The sequence below is a fragment of the Streptomyces gamaensis genome (assembly GCF_042656465.1).
GTDB classification, from domain to species: Bacteria; Actinomycetota; Actinomycetes; order Streptomycetales; family Streptomycetaceae; genus Streptomyces; species Streptomyces gamaensis.
On sequence record NZ_JBHSPB010000001.1, the window covers coordinates 563,443 to 582,822 of the forward strand.

Genomic DNA, 19,380 nt, shown 5'->3' on the forward strand with positions numbered 1-19,380 from the left:
CGGGACGGGGGTCCGGGGGAGGGGCGACGAGATCTTCTGCCGCTGCGTCTTGGCGCGTCGGCTTGGCGCCTCGGCCTGCCTACAGGACCAGCGACAGCAGCATCACAAAGCCCAGCGACACCACGGAGATCACGGTCTCCATCAGCGACCAGGTCTTGATGGTCTGGACGACGTCCATGCCGAAGTACTCCTTGACCATCCAGAACCCGGCGTCGTTGACGTGGCTGAAGAACAGCGAGCCTCCGCCGACGGCGAGGACCAGCAGCGCCACGTGCGCCGTGCTCATGTCGGCGGCGAGCGGGGCGACGAGCCCGGCGGCGGAGATCGTGGCGACGGTCGCCGAGCCGGTCGCGAGCCGGATGCCGACCGCGATCAGCCAGGCCAGCAGCAGCGCGGGCACCGACCAGTCCCTGGAGAAGTCCAGGATCATCTGCCCGACCCCGACGTCGATCAGGGTCTGCTTGAAGCCGCCGCCCGCGCCGACGATGAGCAGGATGCCGGCGATGGGCACGAGGGACTTCTCGACCGTCGTCGCCAGGCGCTCCTTGGCGAACCCGGCGGCCCGCCCCAGGGTGACCATGCCGACCAGGACCGCCGCGAGCAGGGCGACGAGCGGGGAGCCTATGACGTCCGTGACGCGCTGGACGTGGTCCTTGGGGTCGTCGACGACGATGTCCACGAGCGCCTTGGCGAGCATCAGCACGACCGGCAGCATGACCGTCGCCACCGTCGCCACGAACCCGGGCCGGCGCTCCAGTTCCTCCGACGGCCGCTGGGGGATGAGCTTCTCCGGCGGGGTGATGTCCACCCAGCGGGCCGCGTACCGCGAGAACAGCGGGCCGGCGATGACGGCCGTCGGCACGGCCACCAGGACGCCGAGCGCGAGCGTCACACCGAGGTTCGCGCCGATCGCGTCGATCGCGGCGAGCGGGCCGGGGTGCGGCGGGACGAGCCCGTGCATGACGGACAGCCCGGCGAGCGCCGGGATCCCGATGCGCATCAGCGAGTGACCGCCCCGCTTGGCGACCAGCAGCACCACCGGGATCAGCAGCACGATCCCGACCTCGAAGAACAGCGGCAGCCCGATGATGCCCGCGATCAGCACCATCGCCCAGGGCATGGCCCGGCCGCCCGCCCGCGCCAGGATCGTGTCGACGATCTGGTCGGCGCCGCCGGAGTCGGCGAGCAGCTTGCCCAGCACGGCGCCGAGCGCGATCAGTACGCCGACGCCCGCGACCGTGGCGCCCAGGCCCGTCGTGAAACTGGCGATGACCTTGTCCAGCGGGGCCCCGGCCACCGCGCCCAGCACCAGGGAGCCGATGGTCAGGGCGAGGAACGCGTGCAGCTTCAGGCGGGTGATCAGAAGGACGATGGCGGCGATGCCGACGAGGACGGCGATGCCCAGCTGTGCGTGGCCCGCCGAGGTGATCGGTCCGGCGGGGGCCGCGGCCAGCATCTCGACGCTGAGAGTGCTCACGGGGCTTCCTTGGGGGGTGAGTTGGGGGGAATCCGGCCTCGGGGACCCGGGGTCTCCGAGGCCGGTGTGTTTACAGCCGCCGCAGCGCGGTGACGGCCCGCTCGGCGATGACCTCGGCGCCCGGCGTGACGTCGACGGCCGCACCCGCCTCGTCCGCCTCCAGCGGCTCCAGGGTCGCGAACTGCGAGTCGAGCAGGCGCGAGGTCATGAAGTGCCCCTTGCGGGCGGCCATCCGCTCGGCGATCAGCGCGCGGTCACCGGTGAGGTGGAGGAAGACAAGCCCGGGGGCGGCGGCCCGCAGCCGGTCGCGGTACGCGCGCTTGAGCGCCGAGCAGCTGACGACCCCGCCCTGCCCGCCGCGCCCGGCCGCCCACGCGCCGATGGCGTCCAGCCAGGGCGCGCGGTCCGCGTCGTCGAGCGGGACGCCGGCCGACATCTTGGCGATGTTGGCGGCCGGGTGGAAGTCGTCGCCCTCCGCGTACACGACCCCGAGGGCCTGCGCGACGAGCGGCCCGATCGTGGTCTTGCCCGTGCCGGAGACGCCCATGACGACCACGACGGGAGGGGTGCGGTGGTCCTGGCGGGGCTGGGGGGCGGCCGGCATTGCTTGCTTACCTCACTGTGGTGCTGGTTCTCGCTGTCGACGCCGTCGGCGACGCGGGCCTCACTCAAGCCGATGGATACGACGTATTCAAGAGCTTGTGACCTAAAAGTCATACTTAATTGGGAGGGCTGGGAAACCGTAGGCTGACCCCATGCGAAATCAGGGGCCGGGGCGGCCGGAACAGCCGGAGCGGCTGGAGCGGCCGGAGCGACTGGGACGGCCGGAGCGGCCGGAGCAGGCACGGCCGGGCCAGGGGCAGCACGCGCGCGTACTGCAGTCCCTGGGACCCGCGATCACGGCGGGCGAGTACCCGCCCGGCTCCGTGCTGCGCACCGACGAGCTGGAGCGCCGCTTCGAGGTCTCCCGCACGGTGGTCCGCGAGGCGATACGGGTCCTGGAGTCCATGCGCCTGGTCACCTCCCGGCGCCGCGTCGGCGTGACCGTCCTCGCCCCCGAGGAGTGGAACGTCTACGACCCCCAGGTCATCCGCTGGCGCCTCGCCGGCGCCGACCGCCCCCGCCAGCTGCGCTCCCTGACCGTCCTGCGCTCGGCCATCGAACCCGCCGCCGCGGCCCTGGCCGCCCGCCACGCCACCGCCGCCCAGTGCGCCGAACTCACCGAACACGCCCTGGGCATGGTCGCCACCTCCCGAGGCCAGCAACTGTCCGCCTACCTCGTCCACGACATCGCCTTCCACCACGTCATCCTGCGCGCCTCCGGCAACGAGATGTTCGCCCGCCTCGGCGACGTCGTCGCCGAAGTCCTGACGGGCCGCACCGAACACCGGGTGATGTTCACCGATCCCGATCCGGCGGCGGTGACCCTGCACGTACGGGTCGCGGAGGCGGTACGGGAACGGGATGCGGAGCGGGCGGAGGCGCTGACGCGGGAGATCGTCACGGGGGCCATGGCGGAGCTGGATGTGCTGGCGCCGTAGCAACTCCGTTGCGGGGCGGGTGGGGAGTTGTGCGGGTTCCGCCCTGCGGCCGGTGAGGTCTGTGCGCGCGCTGGTGCCGTGGACGACACCGTGACCGCGAGCCGTCCCGGCCGCGCCCGTCCGGTCCGGCACCGCTACGCTGCCTGCATGGCTGCTCATACGCGTACCACGGTCACGCTGCCGGCCGACCTCCTCGCCCACGCCCGCGCAGCCGCCCCCGGCGGCAACCTCTCGGCCTACATCGAGCACGCGCTGCGTGCCCAGCAGTTGCGCGACGCCGCGCCGACGGTCCGCGCCTGGCGCGAGCGGACCACGGCCGACACCGAAGAACTCGCGGACGTTTTCGGCGAGGACGTCACGTGACGCCGCCGTCGCCATGGAGCTGTGCCGTGGACAACATAGTGACCGCGAGCGAGGTACGGGCTCGCCTCGCGCTGTATCTGAACCAGGCAGAGCAGGGCACCGCGACCGTCATCTCTCGAAACGGGGTTCCGGTGGCGGCACTTGTTCCCCTCGGCGACTTCCAGGCCTTGGAGGACGCGGCCGACGCGTTGCTCGCACGGGAGGCGGAGACGGTTCGGGCCGAGGGCGGGCCGACCGCCTCCCTGGAGGAGTTGGTGGCTGAGCTGTCCGACGAAGAGGGCAGCTACTTCTGCTGAGGTCGCGCAAGCCTGGGCTCTCGGGCAAAGGAGACGATGTCTGCGATGCCCGGGTTGTAGCCGTCCGAGGTGTCCACCACGAGCGTGGGCACGTCGAGGGAGATCGGCACGAATGATTCAATCGAATGTTCCCCGGAGGCAATCGCTTCGAGGAGATCCTGATCACCGTGGGCGACGCGATGGCCGCTGTGCTTCACGCGGTGTGCGATGCGCTCGTGAGCGACGGCGGCAGAGGTTGAGCAGCGGATGACGCGCAGTCGGGCCAGTTCCATGAAGGGTTCCAGGTGCGGCCGCCAGAGCTTGTCCTGGAATGCAGCTTCTGCGACGGTCGTGACCCCGGCGCGGAGGAGGACCTTCGTCACTTCGAAGAAGGTGTCGAGCGTCGGGTAGTTGAGTGGGTCTTCGCCGCCGGCCTGGTATCCCGGGGTGGACAGGACCATCCCTTGCTTGACTTCGTCGCGGATGACCGCGGGGCAGCCGAGCTCCTGAGCGAGCGCGTGGGCGAGCGTGGTCTTACCTGTCCCCGGCGGCCCGCTCACGACGGTCAGTGTCGGTGTGGTCATACGCCTCTCTCGCTTCTCAAGTCGACGTGTCAGGGAGGGCTGCTCTTGATGAGCCGGAAGGCGATGAATCCAGGCTCACGGGAGAGTTTGGCGTAGTCGGAGGGGTGTTCGTGCGCCATCGCCGTAGGGCCGCACGCGGGTGGGGCCTGCACCCCAGGCGCCACTGCAGGAGCACCAAGACACAGGTTTATGCGATCACGCGAATATTGGCGCCCCCGCATGGACGACGTCACGAGACTCTCGTACCGTCATGGTCACCGGTCCAACCAGGGCCAGCCACAAGGGGGTTCATCATGACGCGTGCGGAACTGACCCGGCTTACTGGCAGCGGGAACGGCGAATGCGGCAAGGACGACTGCCCGAACGTGTACCGGACGGCGACCGGATCATTCCTGGTTCAGGGCGAGGCGTCCAACGCCTTCGACACCCCGGCCGGCGAGGGTCTCGTGGAGATCCCCGAGAACGTTCTGAGGGAGGCGTTTCATGCTCTTGGATGGTGAGGCATGGCAGGCGCGATTCCAGGGATTCAAGCGGGAAGCATGGCGTCTTGAAACCCTGCCGCAGTACCTCATGCCGCAGGAGGCCCAAGAGTTGCAGGAGTTTCGCAACGGGGCCCGCGTCGACCCGGCCACGGTGTCGAACGAGTACACCGACAGACTGCGTCGACAAGTCGCCGAGGGACGCGCTCAGGGACGCGTCCACGTCGTCACCCGACCGCTGTCCGAGTACCTGCGATTCGAGTTCTCGCACTACTACGCACCTCACGCCATGACAGGTGAGGAGATCCGGATCCTCGACGTGACCGACCGCCAGAACCCCCTTGAAGAGGTTCAGGACTTCTGGATGTTCGACCGATCCGAAGTGGTGCTCATGAACTACCACCCGGACGGTAGGCAGATCAGCCGCGAAGTCCACGAAGGTGACGTGACCCCGTTCATCGAATACCAGCGGATCGCCGTGCAGGAGTCAGTGCCCTTCGAGGAGTACGTGAAGGGCCTTGACCTTTGAACCGGCAAGGCTAGGCCAGTCCAGGTCAGACCTAGCGGAAGCACTGAGAAACCAACGGAAGCGAGCCGGGAAGACTCAAACCTGGCTCGCTCGCCGTTGTGCCATGTCTCAAACCAAGATCAGTAATATTGAGAACGGAAAACTGACACCCACTATTGTCGACGTTGAACTGATCCTTGAAACCCTCGGCGCCACCGGGCCTCTCGCCACCCAAATTCTCGCCTTGGCTCGAACGGTAAACACGGAGTGGCAGGACCATTGGTCGTCTCGCCGCAGAGGCCTGGACAAGAAACAGAACGAGCTGGCACAACTCGAATCCATCTCTACAGAGTTCCGCTTCTTCCTCCTGTCAATGATTACCGGCCTGCTCGCCACACCGGAGTATGTACGCGCCAGCATCGCAGATGTTCCCGGCGATCAGTCCAAGACTGTCGCCAAGAAGCTGGAGCGTCAGAGTGTGCTCTACGACCCGTCGAAGTTGTTTACGTTCCTGCTCACAGAGCAAGCTGTACGCTGGCCGCTCCTCCCTCCCATGGCGATGGCGATGCAGCTCGACCGGCTCGCGTCGGTCTCCCGGATCCCGAACGTACGCCTCGGCATCATTCCGTTGGGCGGTTACGTGCCCGAGCGCCCGCTGAACACGTTCACCATCTATGACCGGAGGCTGGCAACAGTCGAGACTGAAACTGGAGCTCTTGTCCTCCGAGACCACCGGGACGTAACCGCATACCGGGAGAACTTCGACCGCTACGAGGGATACGCACTCTTTGGAGACGAGGCGAGAGAGAAGCTGGGGGAATGGTCTGCAACCTACCGCCGGTGATCTTTAACCCAAGACGTGAATAAAACTCGCTTTGACCCACCGTGAGCCCCACGATGTGCCAATGACCACGGACACCGAAGCAGCAGCACAGCAAGCCGACGCCTTCATGGAAGGGAAGAAGAAGGCCGACGACGCCGCCTTCATGCTCGGACAGGCGCTCACATTGATGGGCATCACGGTTGGCGACCGGGACTCCTGGCCCCGGCTGACGGGACGGGCCTCGCTCAGTGGCGAACCGTCCGTCTTCCTGGGAACCGTTCCATTGCCCACCGTCCGGAAGCTGGCGAACGCTCTCGTCTACGCCGAGTCGGCACGTCGCCAGCAGGAGCTGTAGAGCACCCCGGCGGCGATGGCTGCTCCTGTGTCCTTCCTCCCATCAGGAAGGTTCATCATGGCTGACCTGTACGGTCTCAACATCGAAGGCGCGCGGTTCGTCAAGGCGTGCGGGGGCAACACCCACCCCGACGGTGAGGCGTGCGTGATCCTCGCCCGCATCGGTGAGGACGCCTACGCCCTCGGCGACAGCAAGCGGCCCCACGCGGAGCCGCTGAGGTTCACCGCTGCCGAACTGAACGCGGCTGGCATCGACCTGGCCCGCTTCAACCTCACGGCCTGACCGGACCCATCACGGCGCTCTGAGCCGGCCGCCGTCGTAACTGGCGGCCTCTGCCTCCCGACGAGGTGGAGGCCGCCGCCAACGTTCCTGGACGGGAAGACCTGTTGCACGTTCATGGCTATCTCTGGACCGGCGAGAAGTCGGCCTTCGACAAGGAAAGCATCCGCCGTCCGCCTCCGACCCTGACACCCTCGGCCACCAGCCCCGACGAGGTACGGCAGCGGTACCGCGAAGCCGTCGCGGAGTGGAAGACCACCGACGTACCCCCGATCGAGACGGCACTGTGGCTGCTGAAGCCGCCAAAGCTGATCAGGGGGACGTGGAACGAGCCGAAGGACGCCGTGCAATGGCTGGAGGAGCAACTTGCCGGGCACACGCTGCGATTCGCCTCCGAACACAGCGAGGACACGAACCCGCTGTCCGTACTCGTCACCTCCGCCGCCAAGCGGCTGGAACAGCAGGGGGACGTGTCACTCGGGTTCTACCTGCGAGGCACCTTGTTCCTGTCGGTGGCACTGGTGATCTGCTCCCCGAACCGTACCGAGCCGGAGCTGAGCTGCCCTCTCGGATCAGCGGGAGCCCCACGGTGACCATCGATTCGTCCAGGAAGGCCGAGCGCGACGAACGGCTCAGCCTGGACACGCTCTTCCACTGGCTGGAGAGGATGCCCGTCCCCGGCGGGCACAAGGTCGAAGTCGTCGAAGGAGCCGTGCACTTCTGGCCGCAGCGAGACAACCACTGGGACCTGACCATCGCCGTGTACGAGCAACTGCGGACCAGGTATCCCCGTAGGCGCCTGCTGTCGGACGTCCGCGTCGACTTCCCCGGCCACCTGAACGGATTCTGCCCTGACGTCGTCCTGCTCAAGGACGGGGCGGCCAGAGGGCGCCTGCGGTATCAGGACGTCCTGTTCGTCGCAGAGGTGATCACGAAGAACACGGCGAGGAACGACTACGGCCCCAAGAAGGACGCCTACGCGGCGGCGGGCGTACCCGTGTACCTCGTCGTGGACCCGTACGCCGCCCACTGCACGGTCCACGCCGAGCCGCACAACGGCTCGTACTGCGTCTGGCCCGCGATCGGGTTCGGCGACCCGGTCGACCTCACCGGTACAGCCGTCGGGCTGGCGATCGACACCGGGGACTTCGAGCAGGAGTGAGCCGTTGGCCGGGCCCGGCCCGGCTCGTGGGCTCAGCCGTTCGTCTCCGACGTCAACCAGTTCAGGTACCCGGGCGATCCGCCGATGACGGGTACGGCGATGACCTCGGGTTCGTCGTAGTCGTGGTGGGCGCTGATGAAAGCGGCGAGCTTGTCGACCAGTTCGGCGCGCGTCTTGAAGTCGACGCGCCACTCCCGCTCCCGCTCGACCTTTCCCTCCCACCGGTAGACGGACGCGATGGGGTAGACCTGCGCGCAGGCGGCGAGCCTCTCGGTCACGGCGGAGCCGGCCAGGGCGTGGGCCTTGTCCTCGGCGTCCGTCGTGGTGGTCACTACGGCGTAGTCGGGGTTCGTCATGGTGCAGAGCCTAGACAGACGCTGCGTCGATCGGTATCGACTGCTGACCTGGGCCGGGCTGATCCGGTACCGTGGGGGACGGCGCCAGCTCCTGTGCACGGGAGTCGAGTGCCGCGCGGGCCGGATATCAACCGCGCGGTGCGAACAGCAAGAGAGTGGGCACCCGCCCGGCGGGATCCGGGCGGGCACCCAAGGGCTCATTGGCCGTCTGCCCCCGATATATCCGGGGACAGGCGGTCAGCCCTTACGCCGCAGCTTCAGCTGCCTCACCTTCCGCGCAACGCGCTTCCAGATCGACACCTTCGGCTTGGCATGACGGCCCATACGGGACCTCCTTCAAACGGCCGCCGAGAATCCCGGTCGACGGCTGTCGACAGAGGTCGGGCCGGGCCCCGAAGGCGTGGGGCCCGGAGGTACCTCTGTCGAGAAGGTGCACCAAGGCGCGTCAGTGCCGAGTGTAGCGGCTCAACTCCCCTTCTTGGCCCGGGTTTTGGATACCCCAATCCGGTTGACGCGCCATGTTGACGGCCGCACCGGAACCCGGGTCCCGGGCCGAGGCATTCCACAAAGAGCACCCGTACCGCCCGAGCTTCCTGCGGTTTTCGGCCCGGCGCCCGGGTCTTGGGGTTCGGTGGCCGGGATCCGAGCGCTCTTTTCAAGGAATGGGAGGTAGATATATCCCCACCCTCCCACCCCCTCCCCCGCGTGCGCGGACGCGCACACGTACACGCGCAACGCGCGTATAGCACAAGAGAGTTGACTTACGACAATCCGGCGTGACCACCCATGCGCAGCGTGTAACGTGCCTATCAACGAAGCGAGCCCCGCCGGTGCGACAACACCGATACGGGGCCCTGACCTTCCAGATCGACTGATGCGGAGACGATCCGATGGCTGCCGCCCAGCTTAGCGCTGTTCCCATGGCCCCCGCAGGCTTCGGCAAGAAGCCCGTTCCCGGCCAGCCCCCGCTCGCCCCGGACACGTACGCGCACCTGCCCGCACGCGAGGCGTACTTCGCCCACCTCATCGACCGCCTCCCCGAGGGCGCCGCGATGGACATCAAGACGCTGGCGAAGACGACCACGTACGGGCAGCAGGCCGCCGGATCCGCCCTCAACTACCTCAAGGGCGAAGGGCACTTGTTCATCAAGACGGAGACGCTGGGCAAGGGCTGCACGATGTGGGTGACGCGGACGTACTGGTCCCGGGTGCCCCACAGCGAGGCGTGGTGGGAGGCGTTCATCGGCGGGGGCGCGGACGCGGTGGCAGCCGAGGCGGTGGTGGAGGCACCGGTCGTACTTCCGGACGAGGTCCGGGAAACCGTGGACGTACCCAGGCAGCCCATGCCGGAGCCGGAGCCCATGCCGGAGCCGCGTGTCCACCCGTACGGGCGGCCCACGCCCGCCCCCAAGCGCCCCTCCCGCGCCTACACCGCCCTCGCCGCACTCGGCCTCGCCGACCCCCGCATGACCCTCTCCGCCGCCGACTGCGCCGAACTCGAACCCCTCGCCCAGGAATGGTTCGCCCGCAACGTCACGGAACAACAGTTCACCGCCGCCATCACCGGCGGACTCCCCCACGACGGCGTCCACTCACCCCTCGGCCTCGCCCGCCGCCGCCTCACCACCAAGCTCCCGCCCCTGCTGGCCCGTTCACCCGAACCAGCGACCCCACCCGCACGCCGCCGCCTCATCGAGTGCACCAACTGCGGCCGCCCAGGCGCCCCCGAAGCGTTCCACAACGGCCTGTGCCGTACGTGCCGAGGCGGCGGCACCCCCACCACATGGGGCAACACCGCAACCGCCGACACCGTCCACACCCACGCCGCGAGAATCCGCCGCGACATGCGCGACAACAAGGCTCGCGACGAGAAGGCTGAAGTCCGGCACACGGAACGTCGCTAGCCCAGTGACCCCGAACCGGGGCGGTCGGCCGAGGCCCGGCCGCCCCCGGGCCCGGACCCGCACCCCCGTAGCGTCTCCAGGCCCGGGGTGGCGCCCCGTCAACTCCCGGGCACAGTTTGACCGTACGCCGTCTTCAAAATTTTGTGAAGTTCCCGAAGGCTGTAAAATTGAGTCATGCCCGCACCCGCAGAGCACCCGCGCCCCCAGCGTGACGAGGACGCGGCCGCCCACTTCGCCGAACGATTCGCCGCCGAGCTGACCGGGGCGTCCACGCAGCGCATGGCGGCCCGGGTGTTCGCCACGCTGCTCGTATCCGACAGCGGGGCGCTGACCTCGGCGGAGCTCGCGGAGCGGCTGCGGATCAGTCCGGCGTCCGTGTCCGGCGCGATACGGCAGTTGACGCAGATGAGGCTGGCGAGCCGGGAGCGGGACCCGGGGTCACGGCGTGAGCGCTACCGGCTGAACGAGGAGCTGTGGATGGAGGCGTTCACGGGCCGGGAGCAGCAACTCCTGGGCTGGACCAGGATGTTGGCCGAGGCGTCCCGCCGTCTGGGTACGGACACCCCGGCCGGGATGCGGCTGGCCGAGACCGCCGCCTTCTTCCGCTACCTGCGCTCGTCGTATGCAGAAACGATCGCTCGCTGGCACGAGCGGCGCGAGGAGCTGATACGGGAAGAGGTACGGAAGTTGAGCTGAGGCTATAGCCGATGGACCGTCAGACATCCACCCGCTCCATGACCATCTGCCGTGCCCTGCCCAAGCGTTGACGACCACCCCACCCCCACCGCCACACTTACGGTCATGGAAACGGAAGCCTCCCTTACCGCCTCCATTCCCGACGCCGCCGCCGACGCCACCAAAACCCCCGTCGCCCCCTCTCCCGCCCCCTTCGCCGGTCTCGACGCCCTCGAAGAGGCGACGGACGAACTCCTCGCCCTCGAAGCCGAGTCCGTCCTCGCCGAAGCACTCCTCGACGGCAACGGCACCGGACCGGGCCTGGCGACCCTCGCCGAGCTGATGGCCGACCTCTTCGGCACAGCGGCACCGGACCCCGGGCACACCGGGCACCCATAGCCCGTACTCCTCAGGCGGCCGCCCCGAGCACCCCCTCCCCCACCGGAGGCCACAGCTCGAACCACCTTTGCTCCGCCTCCAGTTGGGCCGCCAGCGATATCAGCAACGGCTCGCTGTGGGAGGGGCCCAGCAGCTGCGCCCCCAAGGGCAGCCCGGAGTCCGTGAAGCCCGCGGGCACGCTCATCGCGGGCCAGCCGAGTACGTTCCAGGGCCACGCGTAGGGACAGGCGGTGATCATCAGGGAGTTGGTCCCGTGGCTGGAGAGGCCGTCCAGCGCGCCGATGGGCAGCGGTGGCGCGGCGGTCGTCGGCGTGAGGACGACGTCGAAGCGGCCGAAGACCTCGGCGACCCGGGCCCGCAGCGCGCTCTCCGCCGCGCGGGCGACGCGCAGGACGCCGCCGCCGAGGAGGAGTCCGCCGCGCGCGTTGACGTGCGTACGGCCGTCGAGGAGCTCGCGCCGCGGGACGCGGTCGGCCCACTGCCGCACGCCGGACATCGAACGCGGCACGAAGGTCAGGCCGACGGGGCCGTAGCGCGGCTCCTCCTCGACCACCTCGTGGCCGAGGGCGGCCAGCCGGTCGGCCGTGCGCAGCGTGGCCGCGCGGGCCTGCGGGTCGAGGCGGTGGCGTACGGCCGCGAACGCGGGGCGCAGCGACAGGGCGACGCGCAGGCGGCGGCGCGGCGGGCGGGCGGCCGCGCCGAGGAGGTCGGCGGCGGGCGGCCGGTGCAGGTCACCGGCGTGGGAGCCTGCGGCGGCGTGCAGCAGCAGGGCGGCGTCGGCGACCGTACGGGCCAGCGGGCCGTGGACGGTGATGCCGCAGAACGCCTCCGGTTCCGGCCAGGTGGAGATCCGGCCGCGCTGGGGCTTGATGCCCACCAGGTGCGTCCAGGCGGCCGGGATGCGGATGGAGCCGGCGCCGTCGGAGCCGAGGGCTCCGGCGACGATCCCGGCGGCGACGGCGGCCGCGGAACCGCCGGAGGAGCCGCCCGGGGTGTGGCCGGTGTGCCAGGGGTTGCGGGTGGCGCCGAAGGCGGGGCCCTCGGTGACGGGCCACTGGCCCAGCTCGGGGGTGTTCGTCTTGCCGACGATCACGGCCCCGGCGGCGCGCAGCCGGCGGACGGCCTCGCTGTCGGCCCGCCGGGGCGGGAAGTCGCCGGGGCAGCCGAAGGCGGTGGGCTCCCCGGCCACGTCCATGTCGTCCTTGACCGCGACGGGCACGCCCAGCAGCGGTCTGCGCTCCCCGGCGGCGAGCAGCCGGTCGGCGGCGTCGGCCTCGGCGAGGGCCGCCTCGGCGCGGACGCGGCGGAACGCGTTGAGTGTGCCCTGTGTCCCATCGATACGGGCCAGCGCCCGCTCGGTCAGCTCGCGCGCGGACACCTCGCCCGCGGCCAGGGCGCGGGCCTGGCCGGCCAGGCCGTCGGTGCTGTTCCCTGTCACCTGATCCCCCTTGCTGTCCCCGTTGCCCCCGTTCCAACCAACGCTAGGAGCCCGGGAGTTGTCCGCACAGCCACCCGGCGGCGGAGTGAGCCGGACCACATCGGTTGACGTCGGCGGCGTGAGCCGGGTCACGCCGGTGGCGTGAGCCGGGGCACATTCCCTTTACCGGCCGCCGTGACGGCCGCAACCTGGACATACCCGTACTCCAGGGCATACCCGCAGTCGGAGCAGCAAGGAACCACCTCCCATGGCCGAGTCCACAGCCGCCGCAGCCACCGCAGGCGCCGCGTCGGCGGTCGTCACCGCCCCTCGCGCTGTCCGCGCCCGTACCGGCGGGCCGTCGGACCCCGACGGGGAGCACGGGCCCGCGGTGCAGGCCGCGGGCTGGCTCCTCGTCGTACTGACGGCGATGCTGCTCACTCAACTCGGACTGCTGTAAGGGGCGTTGAGTCCCGCGTCAGGGTCATACCCCAGCAGGATTTGGGGGGTATCCCCCATGGACGGGGATGTGTCACCTCCGCCACCGTGGTCGCATGCGATCCTCACCGCGACTCCGGAACGTCCTGTTACCCGCCCTGTCGCTGGCCTGCGCCGCCGCGACGCTGTCCGCCGCGCCCGCACGGGCCGACGGACCGGGCGCCCCGCCGCGCCTGGACTGGCGGCCCTGCGCGAAGGCCGAGGGCGAGGTGACGGACGCGCACGGCCCCGCCCGTGAGTGCGCCACCCTGTCCGTCCCACTCGACTACCGCGAGGCGGGCGGCCGGCGGCTGGGCCTCGCCGTCTCCCGGCTGCGCAGCGATCATCCCGACGCCCGGCGGGGCACGCTGCTGCTGATCGCGGGCGGGCCGGGCGGCTCGGGTGTCGGCATGCTGGCGCGCAGAGGCACCCAGCTGCGGCAGCAGACCCACGGCGCGTACGACATCGTCAGCCTCGACCCGCGCGGCACGGGCGGCAGTCCGGGCGCCGACTGCGGGCTCTCCCCGGCCGACCGGGAGATCACCACCTTCCGCCCCTGGCCCGCCGCCGACGGCTCCATCGGGGCGAACGTCGCCACGGCGCGCCGCATCGCCGACGCCTGCGCCCGCGACGGCGGCCCGGTCCTGCGCAGCCTGTCCACGGTCAACGAGGTCCGTGACCTCGACCGCTTCCGGCAGGCGCTGGGCGAGCGCAGACTCTCGGCGTACGGCCTCTCGTACGGTACGTACGTGGGCGCCGTGTACGCGCAGAAGTACCCGCAGCACACGGACCGTTGGGTGCTCGACAGCAATGCCGACCCGGACCCGGAGCGCGTGGAGCGCGCCTGGGTGGCGAACTTCGCGGTCGGCGCGGAGGACCGCTTCCCGGACTTCGCGAAGTGGGCGTCCGACCCGGCGCGCGGTACGGACCGGCTGGCGAGAACGCCCCAGGAGGTGCGGGATCGCTTCCTGTCCCTCGCCTCTCAACTGGACCGTGAGCCGCGCCGGTTCGACGACACCAAGAAGCTGCTGACCGGCAATGCGCTGCGGCAGCAGATGCAGCTGGCGCTGTACAACGACGAGCAGTTCCCCGGGTTCGCCCGGCTCATGGCGGCCGCCGGTGACGGCGGCAGCGCACCGCTGAAGGTGCCGGACCCGCAGCCGAAGCCGATGGAGCAGCGCGATGCGGCCGTCTTCCTGGGCGTGGTCTGCAATGACGTGCGCTGGCCGCGCGCGGTGCCGGGCTATGTGCGTGCCGTCGCCGTCGACCGGGTCGCCCACCCGCTGACCGCGGGGATGCCCGCGAACGTCATGCCGTGCGCGTTCTGGAAGGGCGGCCCTGTGGAGAAGCCCGTCCGGATCACGCCGGACGGCCCGTCGAACGTTCTGCTGTTGCAGGGCCTGCGCGACCCGGCGACCCCCTACAGCGGGGCTCTGAAGATGCGCGCGGCCTTCGGCGACCGGGCCCGGATGGTCACCGTCGACGCGGGCGGCCACGCGATGTATCTGGCGAACGGCAACTCCTGCGGTGACCGCGCGGTGACCGAGTTCCTCGTCACGGGCAAGCGGCCGGAGCAGGACATAGCGTGCCCGGCGGAGACGCGCTGACGACGACCGCCCGGGACAGCCGGTCCGCCCGGAACAGTCAGAGCTGAACGGTCAGAACAGCTGGCCCTGCCCGTCCATCGGCGGCTTCTCCGGGTCGAAGAGCATCGGTTCGCCGGCGAGCAGCGGAGCGGAGCGGCGGGAGCCGGGGCAGGAGACCAGCTCGTACGAGACGCGGCGGCCCGGCGGGTCGTGGCGGGCGTAGCGGCCGCCGACCACGGCGATCTCACGGGCACAAACGGGACAGGTACGGCGGGGAGCGGACATCCCACCAGTGTCCCTCAGGGAGGAGGGGGCCTGTGCACCGGTTCCGGGAACGGGGAAGGCCGGACTCAGAACGCCTCCGTCGGCACGTACTCCCCCCACACCTCCCGCAGCGCCCCGCACACCTCGCCCACCGTCGCCCGGGCGCGCAGCGCCTCCCGCATGGGCGGCAGGACGTTGTCCGGGCCGGCGGCCGCCCGCTTCAGACGGGCGAGGCGCTCGGTGACCGCCGCGCCGTCGCGCTCGGCGCGGAGCCGGGCCAGGCGCCGCGCCTGCCGTTCCTCGATCGCGGGGTCGACGCGCAGCGGCTCGTACGGCTCCTCGGTGTCCAGGCGGTAGCGGTTGACGCCGACGACGACGCGTTCGCCGCTGTCGGTCTCCTTGGCCACCCGGTAGGCGCTGTGCTCGATCCCGCTCTTCTGGAAGCCGGCCTCGATGGCGGCGACGGCGCCGCCCATGTCCTCGATGCGGCGCATCAACTCCACGGCGCCGGCCTCGACCTGGTCGGTGAGGCACTCCATGGCGTAGGAGCCGGCGAAGGGATCGACGGTGGCGGTCGCGTCCGTCTCGTGGGCCAGTACCTGCTGGGTGCGCAGCGCGAGGCGGGCGGCCTTCTCGGTGGGCAGGGCGATGGCCTCGTCGAAGGCGTTGGTGTGCAGGGACTGGGTGCCGCCCAGCACCGCCGCCAGTGCCTGCACCGCGACCCGGACGAGGTTGACCTCCGGCTGCTGGGCGGTGAGCTGGACGCCCGCGGTCTGGGTGTGGAAGCGCAGCATCAGCGACCTGGGGTCGCGCGCGCCGAACTCCTCGCGCATCACCCGCGCCCAAATACGCCGTGCCGCGCGGAACTTGGCGATCTCCTCCAGGAGGGTGGTGCGGGCGACGAAGAAGAACGACAGGCGGGGCGCGAAGGCGTCGACGTCCATGCCGGCGGCCAGCGCGGTGCGGACGTAGGCGATGCCGTTGGCGAGGGTGAAGGCGATCTCCTGCACGGGCGTGGCCCCGGCCTCGGCCATGTGGTAGCCGGAGATGGAGATGGTGTTCCACTTCGGGATCTCGGCGGCGCAGTAGGCGAAGGTGTCGGCGACCAGCCGCAGCGAGGGCTTGGGCGGGAAGATGTAGGTCCCGCGCGCGATGTACTCCTTGAGCACGTCGTTCTGGACGGTGCCGGTGAGCCGGGCGGCCGGGACGCCCTGTTCCTCGGCGACGAGCTGGTACAGGAGCAGCAGCAGGGCCGCGGGCGCGTTGATGGTCATCGAGGTGGAGACCTCGCCGAGCGGGATCCCGTCGAACAGCGCGCGCATGTCCTCGACGGAGTCGACGGCGACGCCGACCTTGCCGACCTCGCCGTGCGCGAGGGGGGAGTCGGAGTCGTGGCCCATCTGCGTGGGCAGGTCGAAGGCGACGGACAGGCCCGTCGTGCCGTGGGCGATGAGCTGCCGGTAGCGGGCGTTGGACTCGGCCGCGGTGCCGAATCCGGCGTACTGGCGCATCGTCCACGGGCGGGTGGTGTACATCGTGGGGTGGATGCCGCGGGTGTAGGGGTAGGCGCCGGGCTCGCCCAGGCGCTCGGCCGGATCCCAGCCGGCGGCGAGGTCCCCGGGCCCGTAGACCGGCTCGACGGTGAACCCGGACTCGGACCGGCGGCCGCCGGTCGTGCCGTGTGCGTCCTGTGCCGGTGGGTCCTGTGCCATGGGCCGTGCCTCCCGTCGTCGCGCGTCCTGCTGACAGGATGCGCCGCGCCGGGCGCCGGGGCAGCCCCCGCCACGGGGCTCCGCACGGACGGGGGAAGAGGAGGGGGCGCGGGCAAGGCCGGGGGAAGAGCCCTACCCGCGCCACATGCGCGGAACCGGTGGTATGGGGGGAACTCCGGATCCCGCGCGGCCGATGACCAGTCGGCTCACTCCTTACAGCGCCGCCGGGTCGAAAAGTGTCACACCCGGGGTCCGCTCCCCCGCCGGGGTACGCGGTCCGAGCAGGCTGCCGGGGTGCGGTACGCCGCGCAGCAGCCCACCGAGGGTGCCGCCGTCCCCGTCCCCGTCCCCGTCCTCCTGCCCGGTGCCGCCCGGGCGGGCCGGGTGCGCCGGGCCGTGGGCGGCGTCGCCGCCGACCGTCTTGAGGAGCCGCTCGCAGTAGTCGCGCAGGCCCGCCTCGCCGATGCCGACGGCGCGTTCCAGTACGCGGACGGCGTTCTCGTCGGGTGCCGGGCCGCCGTGCTGCTCGGCGGCGAGGTGCTCGCGGCAGACGCGGGCGGCCCAATCGCCGCCGTTTTGCTGGGGCTTGTCGCCTTTGCCGTCCTTTTCTTGGGGTCTGTCCGGGGTGTTCCCGGTGGGGTGGCCCGGGGGCATGGGCGCGGGGGACGCCCCGGGGCCGGGCGGGGCGCTCCGGTCCGGCTCGCCGCGCACAGCCGGTGCCCCGCCGGTGGGGCCGCCGGGCGCGGCCGGGGACGGCCGCCCGTCGGCACCGGGCGCGGTGCCGCGCGCGGAGGGGTCACCGGGGACCGTGGCGACGGCGTCCCGCTCCTCGACGGCGGACACGCTCGGCGCGGCGGCGTCGGCACCGGCTCCGCCGAAGGGGCCGGGCAGCATCCCGGCCCCGGCCGCGACGGCGACCCCACCGAGCGCACACCCGGCCAACGCGACAGCCACCCCGGCCCGCACGGACCGCCCCCGCCACCGACGCCCGACGGGCGGAGCCACGAGCCGTACGGGGGGCCGGAGTTCAACAACCTCACCGCCCGCGCGGCCGGCACCCTCACCCTCCCGGACCCCAGCACCGGCAGGGGCCCCACGCCCGGCCCCACCGACACCGGCACCCGCCGCACCACGCGCCACCCCATCAGCCGCACGGACGGCACCTTCGCCCTCACGGGCCGCAGCACCAGCAGGGGCCTCACGCCCGGCTCCGCCGACACCGGTGCCCACCGCACCACGCGCCACCCCGTCAACCGCGCGGACGGTGCCCGCACCCTCAACTCCCGCTCCACTGGCGCCCGTTCCGGCATCCGCAGCCTCACAGGCCGCAGCACCCGCCACGGCCTCACGACCGGTGTCGCCGGCGCCGGCGCCCGCCACACGACGCGCCACCTCATCAGCCGCACGGACGGCATCCGCACCCTCACCGTCGCAGGCCGCAGCACCGGCAACGGCCTCACGCCCGGCCCCACCGACGCCGGCGCCCCCCGCACCACGCGCCACCCCGTCAACCGCGCGGACAGCATCCGCACGGACAGCACCCGCCCCCTCAACTCCCGCGCCCCCGGCGCCGATCGCGCCGGCCGCTCCGGTCGTCCCGGCCGTGCCCCTCCGACTCCCCCGCGCGGCGCGGAACGCCGCGAGCGCGGCCTCCTCTCCCGGCAGCGGGCCGTCGGTGGCCGCGGGACGCGGCGTGATCGCGTGGAGCGCGGCCGCCAGCCGCTCGGCCCCCGCCGGGGTGCCCCGCCCCGGTCCGTCCGGGGCTCCGTTCAGCAGCCGCTCCGCGGCCTCGTCATCGAGCCAGCCGTCCAGCCACTCGTACCGGTGGTCGTCCGCCATCACATGTCCTTCTGCGTCCGCGCGCGCCATTGCGTCACACCGGCGGAGGCGTTCTCCCCCGGACGTGCGGCAGTTGACGCCGCGGATGACGTCGACGGCGCGGGGGAGTCCTGCCGCTGCCGGGGGACGACGCCCCCGTCGAGCCCCGCGCCGAAAGCCCTCTCGCGCGCCTGGCCGAGCGCTCCGGCGCGCCCGTTGACCGAAGCGCCCACGCCTGCGCCCAGCCCCCCGCGCGCACTCCCGGTACCCGCGCCCCCCGCGCCCGTACCCCCGCCGGCCGTGCTGCCGGTGACGGCACCGGCACCGGCGTCGGTGCCGTCGCCCGCGACCAGCTCCGCGAGCCGCCGCAGCCCCCGGTGCGCGGACGTGCGCACCGCGCCGGGCCGCTTGCCGAGGACACCGGCGGCGCTTTTCGCGTCGAGGCCGACGACGACGCGCAGCACGACGGCCTCCGCCTGGTCCTGCGGAAGCTGGGCTATGAGCGCGAAGGTGTGGTCGGTGCCGAGGGATTCGAGGGCCTGCCGGGCGGTGTCCGCGTCGGCGGGGCGGGCGGCGAGCTCGCTGTCGTCGCCGCCGATGGCGGGGCGCCGGCCGCGCATCCGGATGTGGTCCAGGGCCCGGTTGCGGGCGACGCGCGCGGCCCAGCCCCGGAAGCGGTCCGCGTCCCCGGTGAACTGCCCGAGGTCGCGGGCGATCTGCAGCCACGCCTCGGAGGCCACGTCCTCCGCGTCGGCCTCGCCGACGAGCGTCCGCACGTAGCCGAGCAGGCGGGGCTGCACGGAGCGGTAGACCGTACGGAATGCCGTCTCGTCACCGCCCTGCGCCGCGCGCACCGCGGCGGTCAGCTCAGCGTCGTCCCCCTGCACGCCCTCATCCTGCCCCACTCGGAGAAACCGCGGACCGGC

The 19,380-nt window shown here is 71.4% G+C and carries 24 protein-coding genes; 15 read left to right on the forward strand and 9 right to left on the reverse strand.

Annotated features, from left to right (window positions below; all coding sequences use genetic code 11):
• Positions 1-79: 79 nt before the first annotated feature.
• Together ACFP1Z_RS02525 and ACFP1Z_RS02530 are read right to left on the reverse strand one after the other, a co-directional pair.
• Positions 80-1,477 carry a GntT/GntP/DsdX family permease gene (locus tag ACFP1Z_RS02525; RefSeq protein WP_390314037.1) on the reverse strand — a complete coding sequence of 466 codons (1,398 nt, stop codon included), beginning with the start codon at positions 1,475-1,477 and terminating at the stop codon, positions 80-82.
• Positions 1,478-1,547: 70 nt separating this feature from the next.
• Complete coding sequence (locus ACFP1Z_RS02530) at positions 1,548-2,081, reverse strand: gluconokinase (protein WP_390314038.1); 534 nt, start codon at positions 2,079-2,081, stop codon at positions 1,548-1,550.
• Between the two features lie 151 nt (positions 2,082-2,232).
• Between ACFP1Z_RS02530 and ACFP1Z_RS02535 the strand changes: the two genes are divergently transcribed.
• The 3 genes from ACFP1Z_RS02535 (at position 2,233) to ACFP1Z_RS02545 (ending at position 3,677) form a co-directional block, all read left to right on the forward strand.
• Positions 2,233-3,018: a FadR/GntR family transcriptional regulator gene (locus tag ACFP1Z_RS02535; RefSeq protein WP_390314039.1), complete on the forward strand. Its 786-nt coding sequence runs from the start codon at positions 2,233-2,235 to the stop codon at positions 3,016-3,018.
• Between the two features lie 147 nt (positions 3,019-3,165).
• Entirely contained in the window at positions 3,166-3,381 is a 216-nt protein-coding gene (locus ACFP1Z_RS02540) for a type II toxin-antitoxin system CcdA family antitoxin (RefSeq protein WP_390314040.1), read from the forward strand.
• A gap of 26 nt (positions 3,382-3,407) precedes the next feature.
• Positions 3,408-3,677 (forward strand): type II toxin-antitoxin system Phd/YefM family antitoxin, encoded by a 270-nt coding sequence (locus ACFP1Z_RS02545; RefSeq protein WP_390314041.1) that lies wholly within the window; start codon positions 3,408-3,410, stop codon positions 3,675-3,677.
• Here ACFP1Z_RS02545 and ACFP1Z_RS02550 read toward each other — a convergent pair.
• Complete coding sequence (locus ACFP1Z_RS02550; protein WP_390314042.1) at positions 3,665-4,240, reverse strand: P-loop nucleotide/nucleoside kinase family protein; 576 nt, start codon at positions 4,238-4,240, stop codon at positions 3,665-3,667. The genes ACFP1Z_RS02545 and ACFP1Z_RS02550 overlap by 13 nt on opposite strands.
• A 293-nt stretch (positions 4,241-4,533) precedes the next feature.
• Between ACFP1Z_RS02550 and ACFP1Z_RS02555 the strand changes: the two genes are divergently transcribed.
• From ACFP1Z_RS02555 to ACFP1Z_RS02585, 7 genes are all read left to right on the forward strand, one after another.
• Positions 4,534-4,740: a hypothetical protein gene (locus ACFP1Z_RS02555; protein WP_390314043.1), complete on the forward strand. Its 207-nt coding sequence runs from the start codon at positions 4,534-4,536 to the stop codon at positions 4,738-4,740.
• Positions 4,724-5,248 carry a DUF6879 family protein gene (locus tag ACFP1Z_RS02560; protein WP_390314045.1) on the forward strand — a complete coding sequence of 175 codons (525 nt, stop codon included), beginning with the start codon at positions 4,724-4,726 and terminating at the stop codon, positions 5,246-5,248. The genes ACFP1Z_RS02555 and ACFP1Z_RS02560 overlap by 17 nt, the downstream gene beginning before the upstream one ends.
• Positions 5,238-6,071 (forward strand): helix-turn-helix domain-containing protein, encoded by an 834-nt coding sequence (locus ACFP1Z_RS02565; RefSeq protein WP_390314046.1) that lies wholly within the window; start codon positions 5,238-5,240, stop codon positions 6,069-6,071. Before ACFP1Z_RS02560 ends, ACFP1Z_RS02565 begins: the two co-directional genes overlap by 11 nt.
• 61 nt (positions 6,072-6,132) lie before the next feature.
• Positions 6,133-6,405, forward strand: coding sequence for a hypothetical protein (locus tag ACFP1Z_RS02570; RefSeq protein WP_390314047.1), 273 nt, complete (start codon positions 6,133-6,135; stop codon positions 6,403-6,405).
• A gap of 57 nt (positions 6,406-6,462) precedes the next feature.
• The gene (locus tag ACFP1Z_RS02575; protein WP_390314048.1) at positions 6,463-6,687 is read left to right on the forward strand and encodes a DUF397 domain-containing protein; all 225 of its coding nucleotides are present in this window, start codon (positions 6,463-6,465) and stop codon (positions 6,685-6,687) included.
• A 104-nt stretch (positions 6,688-6,791) separates the two neighbouring features.
• The gene (locus ACFP1Z_RS02580; RefSeq protein WP_390314049.1) at positions 6,792-7,277 is read left to right on the forward strand and encodes a hypothetical protein; all 486 of its coding nucleotides are present in this window, start codon (positions 6,792-6,794) and stop codon (positions 7,275-7,277) included.
• A complete protein-coding gene (locus ACFP1Z_RS02585; protein ID WP_390314050.1) occupies positions 7,274-7,846 on the forward strand; it encodes a Uma2 family endonuclease in 573 nt (190 codons plus the stop codon). The genes ACFP1Z_RS02580 and ACFP1Z_RS02585 overlap by 4 nt, the downstream gene beginning before the upstream one ends.
• Positions 7,847-7,878: 32 nt before the next feature.
• Here the strand turns inward: ACFP1Z_RS02585 and cutA are convergent, their stop codons facing one another.
• Positions 7,879-8,202, reverse strand: coding sequence for a divalent-cation tolerance protein CutA (gene cutA, locus ACFP1Z_RS02590; protein ID WP_390314051.1), 324 nt, complete (start codon positions 8,200-8,202; stop codon positions 7,879-7,881).
• 920 nt (positions 8,203-9,122) lie between these two features.
• On the opposite strand from cutA, the gene ACFP1Z_RS02595 reads away from it, so the two are divergent.
• The 3 genes from ACFP1Z_RS02595 (at position 9,123) to ACFP1Z_RS02605 (ending at position 11,180) form a co-directional block, all read left to right on the forward strand.
• Positions 9,123-10,106, forward strand: coding sequence for a MarR family transcriptional regulator (locus tag ACFP1Z_RS02595; RefSeq protein ID WP_390314052.1), 984 nt, complete (start codon positions 9,123-9,125; stop codon positions 10,104-10,106).
• Between the two features lie 174 nt (positions 10,107-10,280).
• On the forward strand, positions 10,281-10,802 hold the full coding sequence (locus tag ACFP1Z_RS02600; protein ID WP_390314053.1) for a GbsR/MarR family transcriptional regulator: 522 nt from the start codon (positions 10,281-10,283) through the stop codon (positions 10,800-10,802).
• A 105-nt stretch (positions 10,803-10,907) separates the two neighbouring features.
• Complete coding sequence (locus tag ACFP1Z_RS02605; protein WP_390314054.1) at positions 10,908-11,180, forward strand: hypothetical protein; 273 nt, start codon at positions 10,908-10,910, stop codon at positions 11,178-11,180.
• 10 nt (positions 11,181-11,190) lie between these two features.
• Here ACFP1Z_RS02605 and ACFP1Z_RS02610 read toward each other — a convergent pair whose 3' ends face one another.
• Entirely contained in the window at positions 11,191-12,618 is a 1,428-nt protein-coding gene (locus ACFP1Z_RS02610; RefSeq protein WP_390314055.1) for an amidase, read from the reverse strand.
• A 247-nt stretch (positions 12,619-12,865) separates the two neighbouring features.
• Between ACFP1Z_RS02610 and ACFP1Z_RS02615 the strand changes: the two genes are divergently transcribed.
• On the forward strand, positions 12,866-13,057 hold the full coding sequence (locus tag ACFP1Z_RS02615; RefSeq protein ID WP_390314056.1) for an SCO1431 family membrane protein: 192 nt from the start codon (positions 12,866-12,868) through the stop codon (positions 13,055-13,057).
• 94 nt (positions 13,058-13,151) lie between these two features.
• Positions 13,152-14,681 carry an alpha/beta hydrolase gene (locus ACFP1Z_RS02620; RefSeq protein WP_390314057.1) on the forward strand — a complete coding sequence of 510 codons (1,530 nt, stop codon included), beginning with the start codon at positions 13,152-13,154 and terminating at the stop codon, positions 14,679-14,681.
• Between the two features lie 51 nt (positions 14,682-14,732).
• On the opposite strand, the gene ACFP1Z_RS02625 is transcribed toward ACFP1Z_RS02620, so the two are convergent.
• From ACFP1Z_RS02625 to ACFP1Z_RS02640, 4 genes are all read right to left on the reverse strand, one after another.
• Positions 14,733-14,945 (reverse strand): hypothetical protein, encoded by a 213-nt coding sequence (locus tag ACFP1Z_RS02625; protein ID WP_390314058.1) that lies wholly within the window; start codon positions 14,943-14,945, stop codon positions 14,733-14,735.
• A 65-nt stretch (positions 14,946-15,010) separates the two neighbouring features.
• A complete protein-coding gene (locus ACFP1Z_RS02630) occupies positions 15,011-16,636 on the reverse strand; it encodes an acyl-CoA mutase large subunit family protein (protein ID WP_390314059.1) in 1,626 nt (541 codons plus the stop codon).
• 213 nt (positions 16,637-16,849) lie between these two features.
• Positions 16,850-17,578: a hypothetical protein gene (locus ACFP1Z_RS02635; protein WP_390314060.1), complete on the reverse strand. Its 729-nt coding sequence runs from the start codon at positions 17,576-17,578 to the stop codon at positions 16,850-16,852.
• Positions 17,579-18,474: 896 nt separating this feature from the next.
• Entirely contained in the window at positions 18,475-19,341 is an 867-nt protein-coding gene (locus ACFP1Z_RS02640) for an RNA polymerase sigma factor (RefSeq protein WP_390314061.1), read from the reverse strand.
• Between the last annotated feature and the right edge of the window lie 39 nt (positions 19,342-19,380).

Excerpts from the sequence above, each read along its gene's own strand:
- cutA (WP_390314051.1), bottom strand. The coding sequence starts at position 8,202 with ATGACGAACCCCGACTACGCCGTAGTGACCACCACGACGGACGCCGAG.
- ACFP1Z_RS02605 (WP_390314054.1), top strand. The coding sequence starts at position 10,908 with ATGGAAACGGAAGCCTCCCTTACCGCCTCCATTCCCGACGCCGCCGCC.
- ACFP1Z_RS02555 (WP_390314043.1), top strand. The coding sequence starts at position 4,534 with ATGACGCGTGCGGAACTGACCCGGCTTACTGGCAGCGGGAACGGCGAA.
- ACFP1Z_RS02600 (WP_390314053.1), top strand. The coding sequence starts at position 10,281 with ATGCCCGCACCCGCAGAGCACCCGCGCCCCCAGCGTGACGAGGACGCG.
- ACFP1Z_RS02620 (WP_390314057.1), top strand. The coding sequence starts at position 13,152 with ATGCGATCCTCACCGCGACTCCGGAACGTCCTGTTACCCGCCCTGTCG.
- ACFP1Z_RS02550 (WP_390314042.1), bottom strand. The coding sequence starts at position 4,240 with ATGACCACACCGACACTGACCGTCGTGAGCGGGCCGCCGGGGACAGGT.
- ACFP1Z_RS02615 (WP_390314056.1), top strand. The coding sequence starts at position 12,866 with ATGGCCGAGTCCACAGCCGCCGCAGCCACCGCAGGCGCCGCGTCGGCG.
- ACFP1Z_RS02540 (WP_390314040.1), top strand. The coding sequence starts at position 3,166 with ATGGCTGCTCATACGCGTACCACGGTCACGCTGCCGGCCGACCTCCTC.
- ACFP1Z_RS02535 (WP_390314039.1), top strand. The coding sequence starts at position 2,233 with ATGCGAAATCAGGGGCCGGGGCGGCCGGAACAGCCGGAGCGGCTGGAG.
- ACFP1Z_RS02630 (WP_390314059.1), bottom strand. The coding sequence starts at position 16,636 with ATGGCACAGGACCCACCGGCACAGGACGCACACGGCACGACCGGCGGC.
- ACFP1Z_RS02570 (WP_390314047.1), top strand. The coding sequence starts at position 6,133 with ATGACCACGGACACCGAAGCAGCAGCACAGCAAGCCGACGCCTTCATG.
- ACFP1Z_RS02595 (WP_390314052.1), top strand. The coding sequence starts at position 9,123 with ATGGCCCCCGCAGGCTTCGGCAAGAAGCCCGTTCCCGGCCAGCCCCCG.
- ACFP1Z_RS02625 (WP_390314058.1), bottom strand. The coding sequence starts at position 14,945 with ATGTCCGCTCCCCGCCGTACCTGTCCCGTTTGTGCCCGTGAGATCGCC.
- ACFP1Z_RS02530 (WP_390314038.1), bottom strand. The coding sequence starts at position 2,081 with ATGCCGGCCGCCCCCCAGCCCCGCCAGGACCACCGCACCCCTCCCGTC.
- ACFP1Z_RS02560 (WP_390314045.1), top strand. The coding sequence starts at position 4,724 with ATGCTCTTGGATGGTGAGGCATGGCAGGCGCGATTCCAGGGATTCAAG.
- ACFP1Z_RS02575 (WP_390314048.1), top strand. The coding sequence starts at position 6,463 with ATGGCTGACCTGTACGGTCTCAACATCGAAGGCGCGCGGTTCGTCAAG.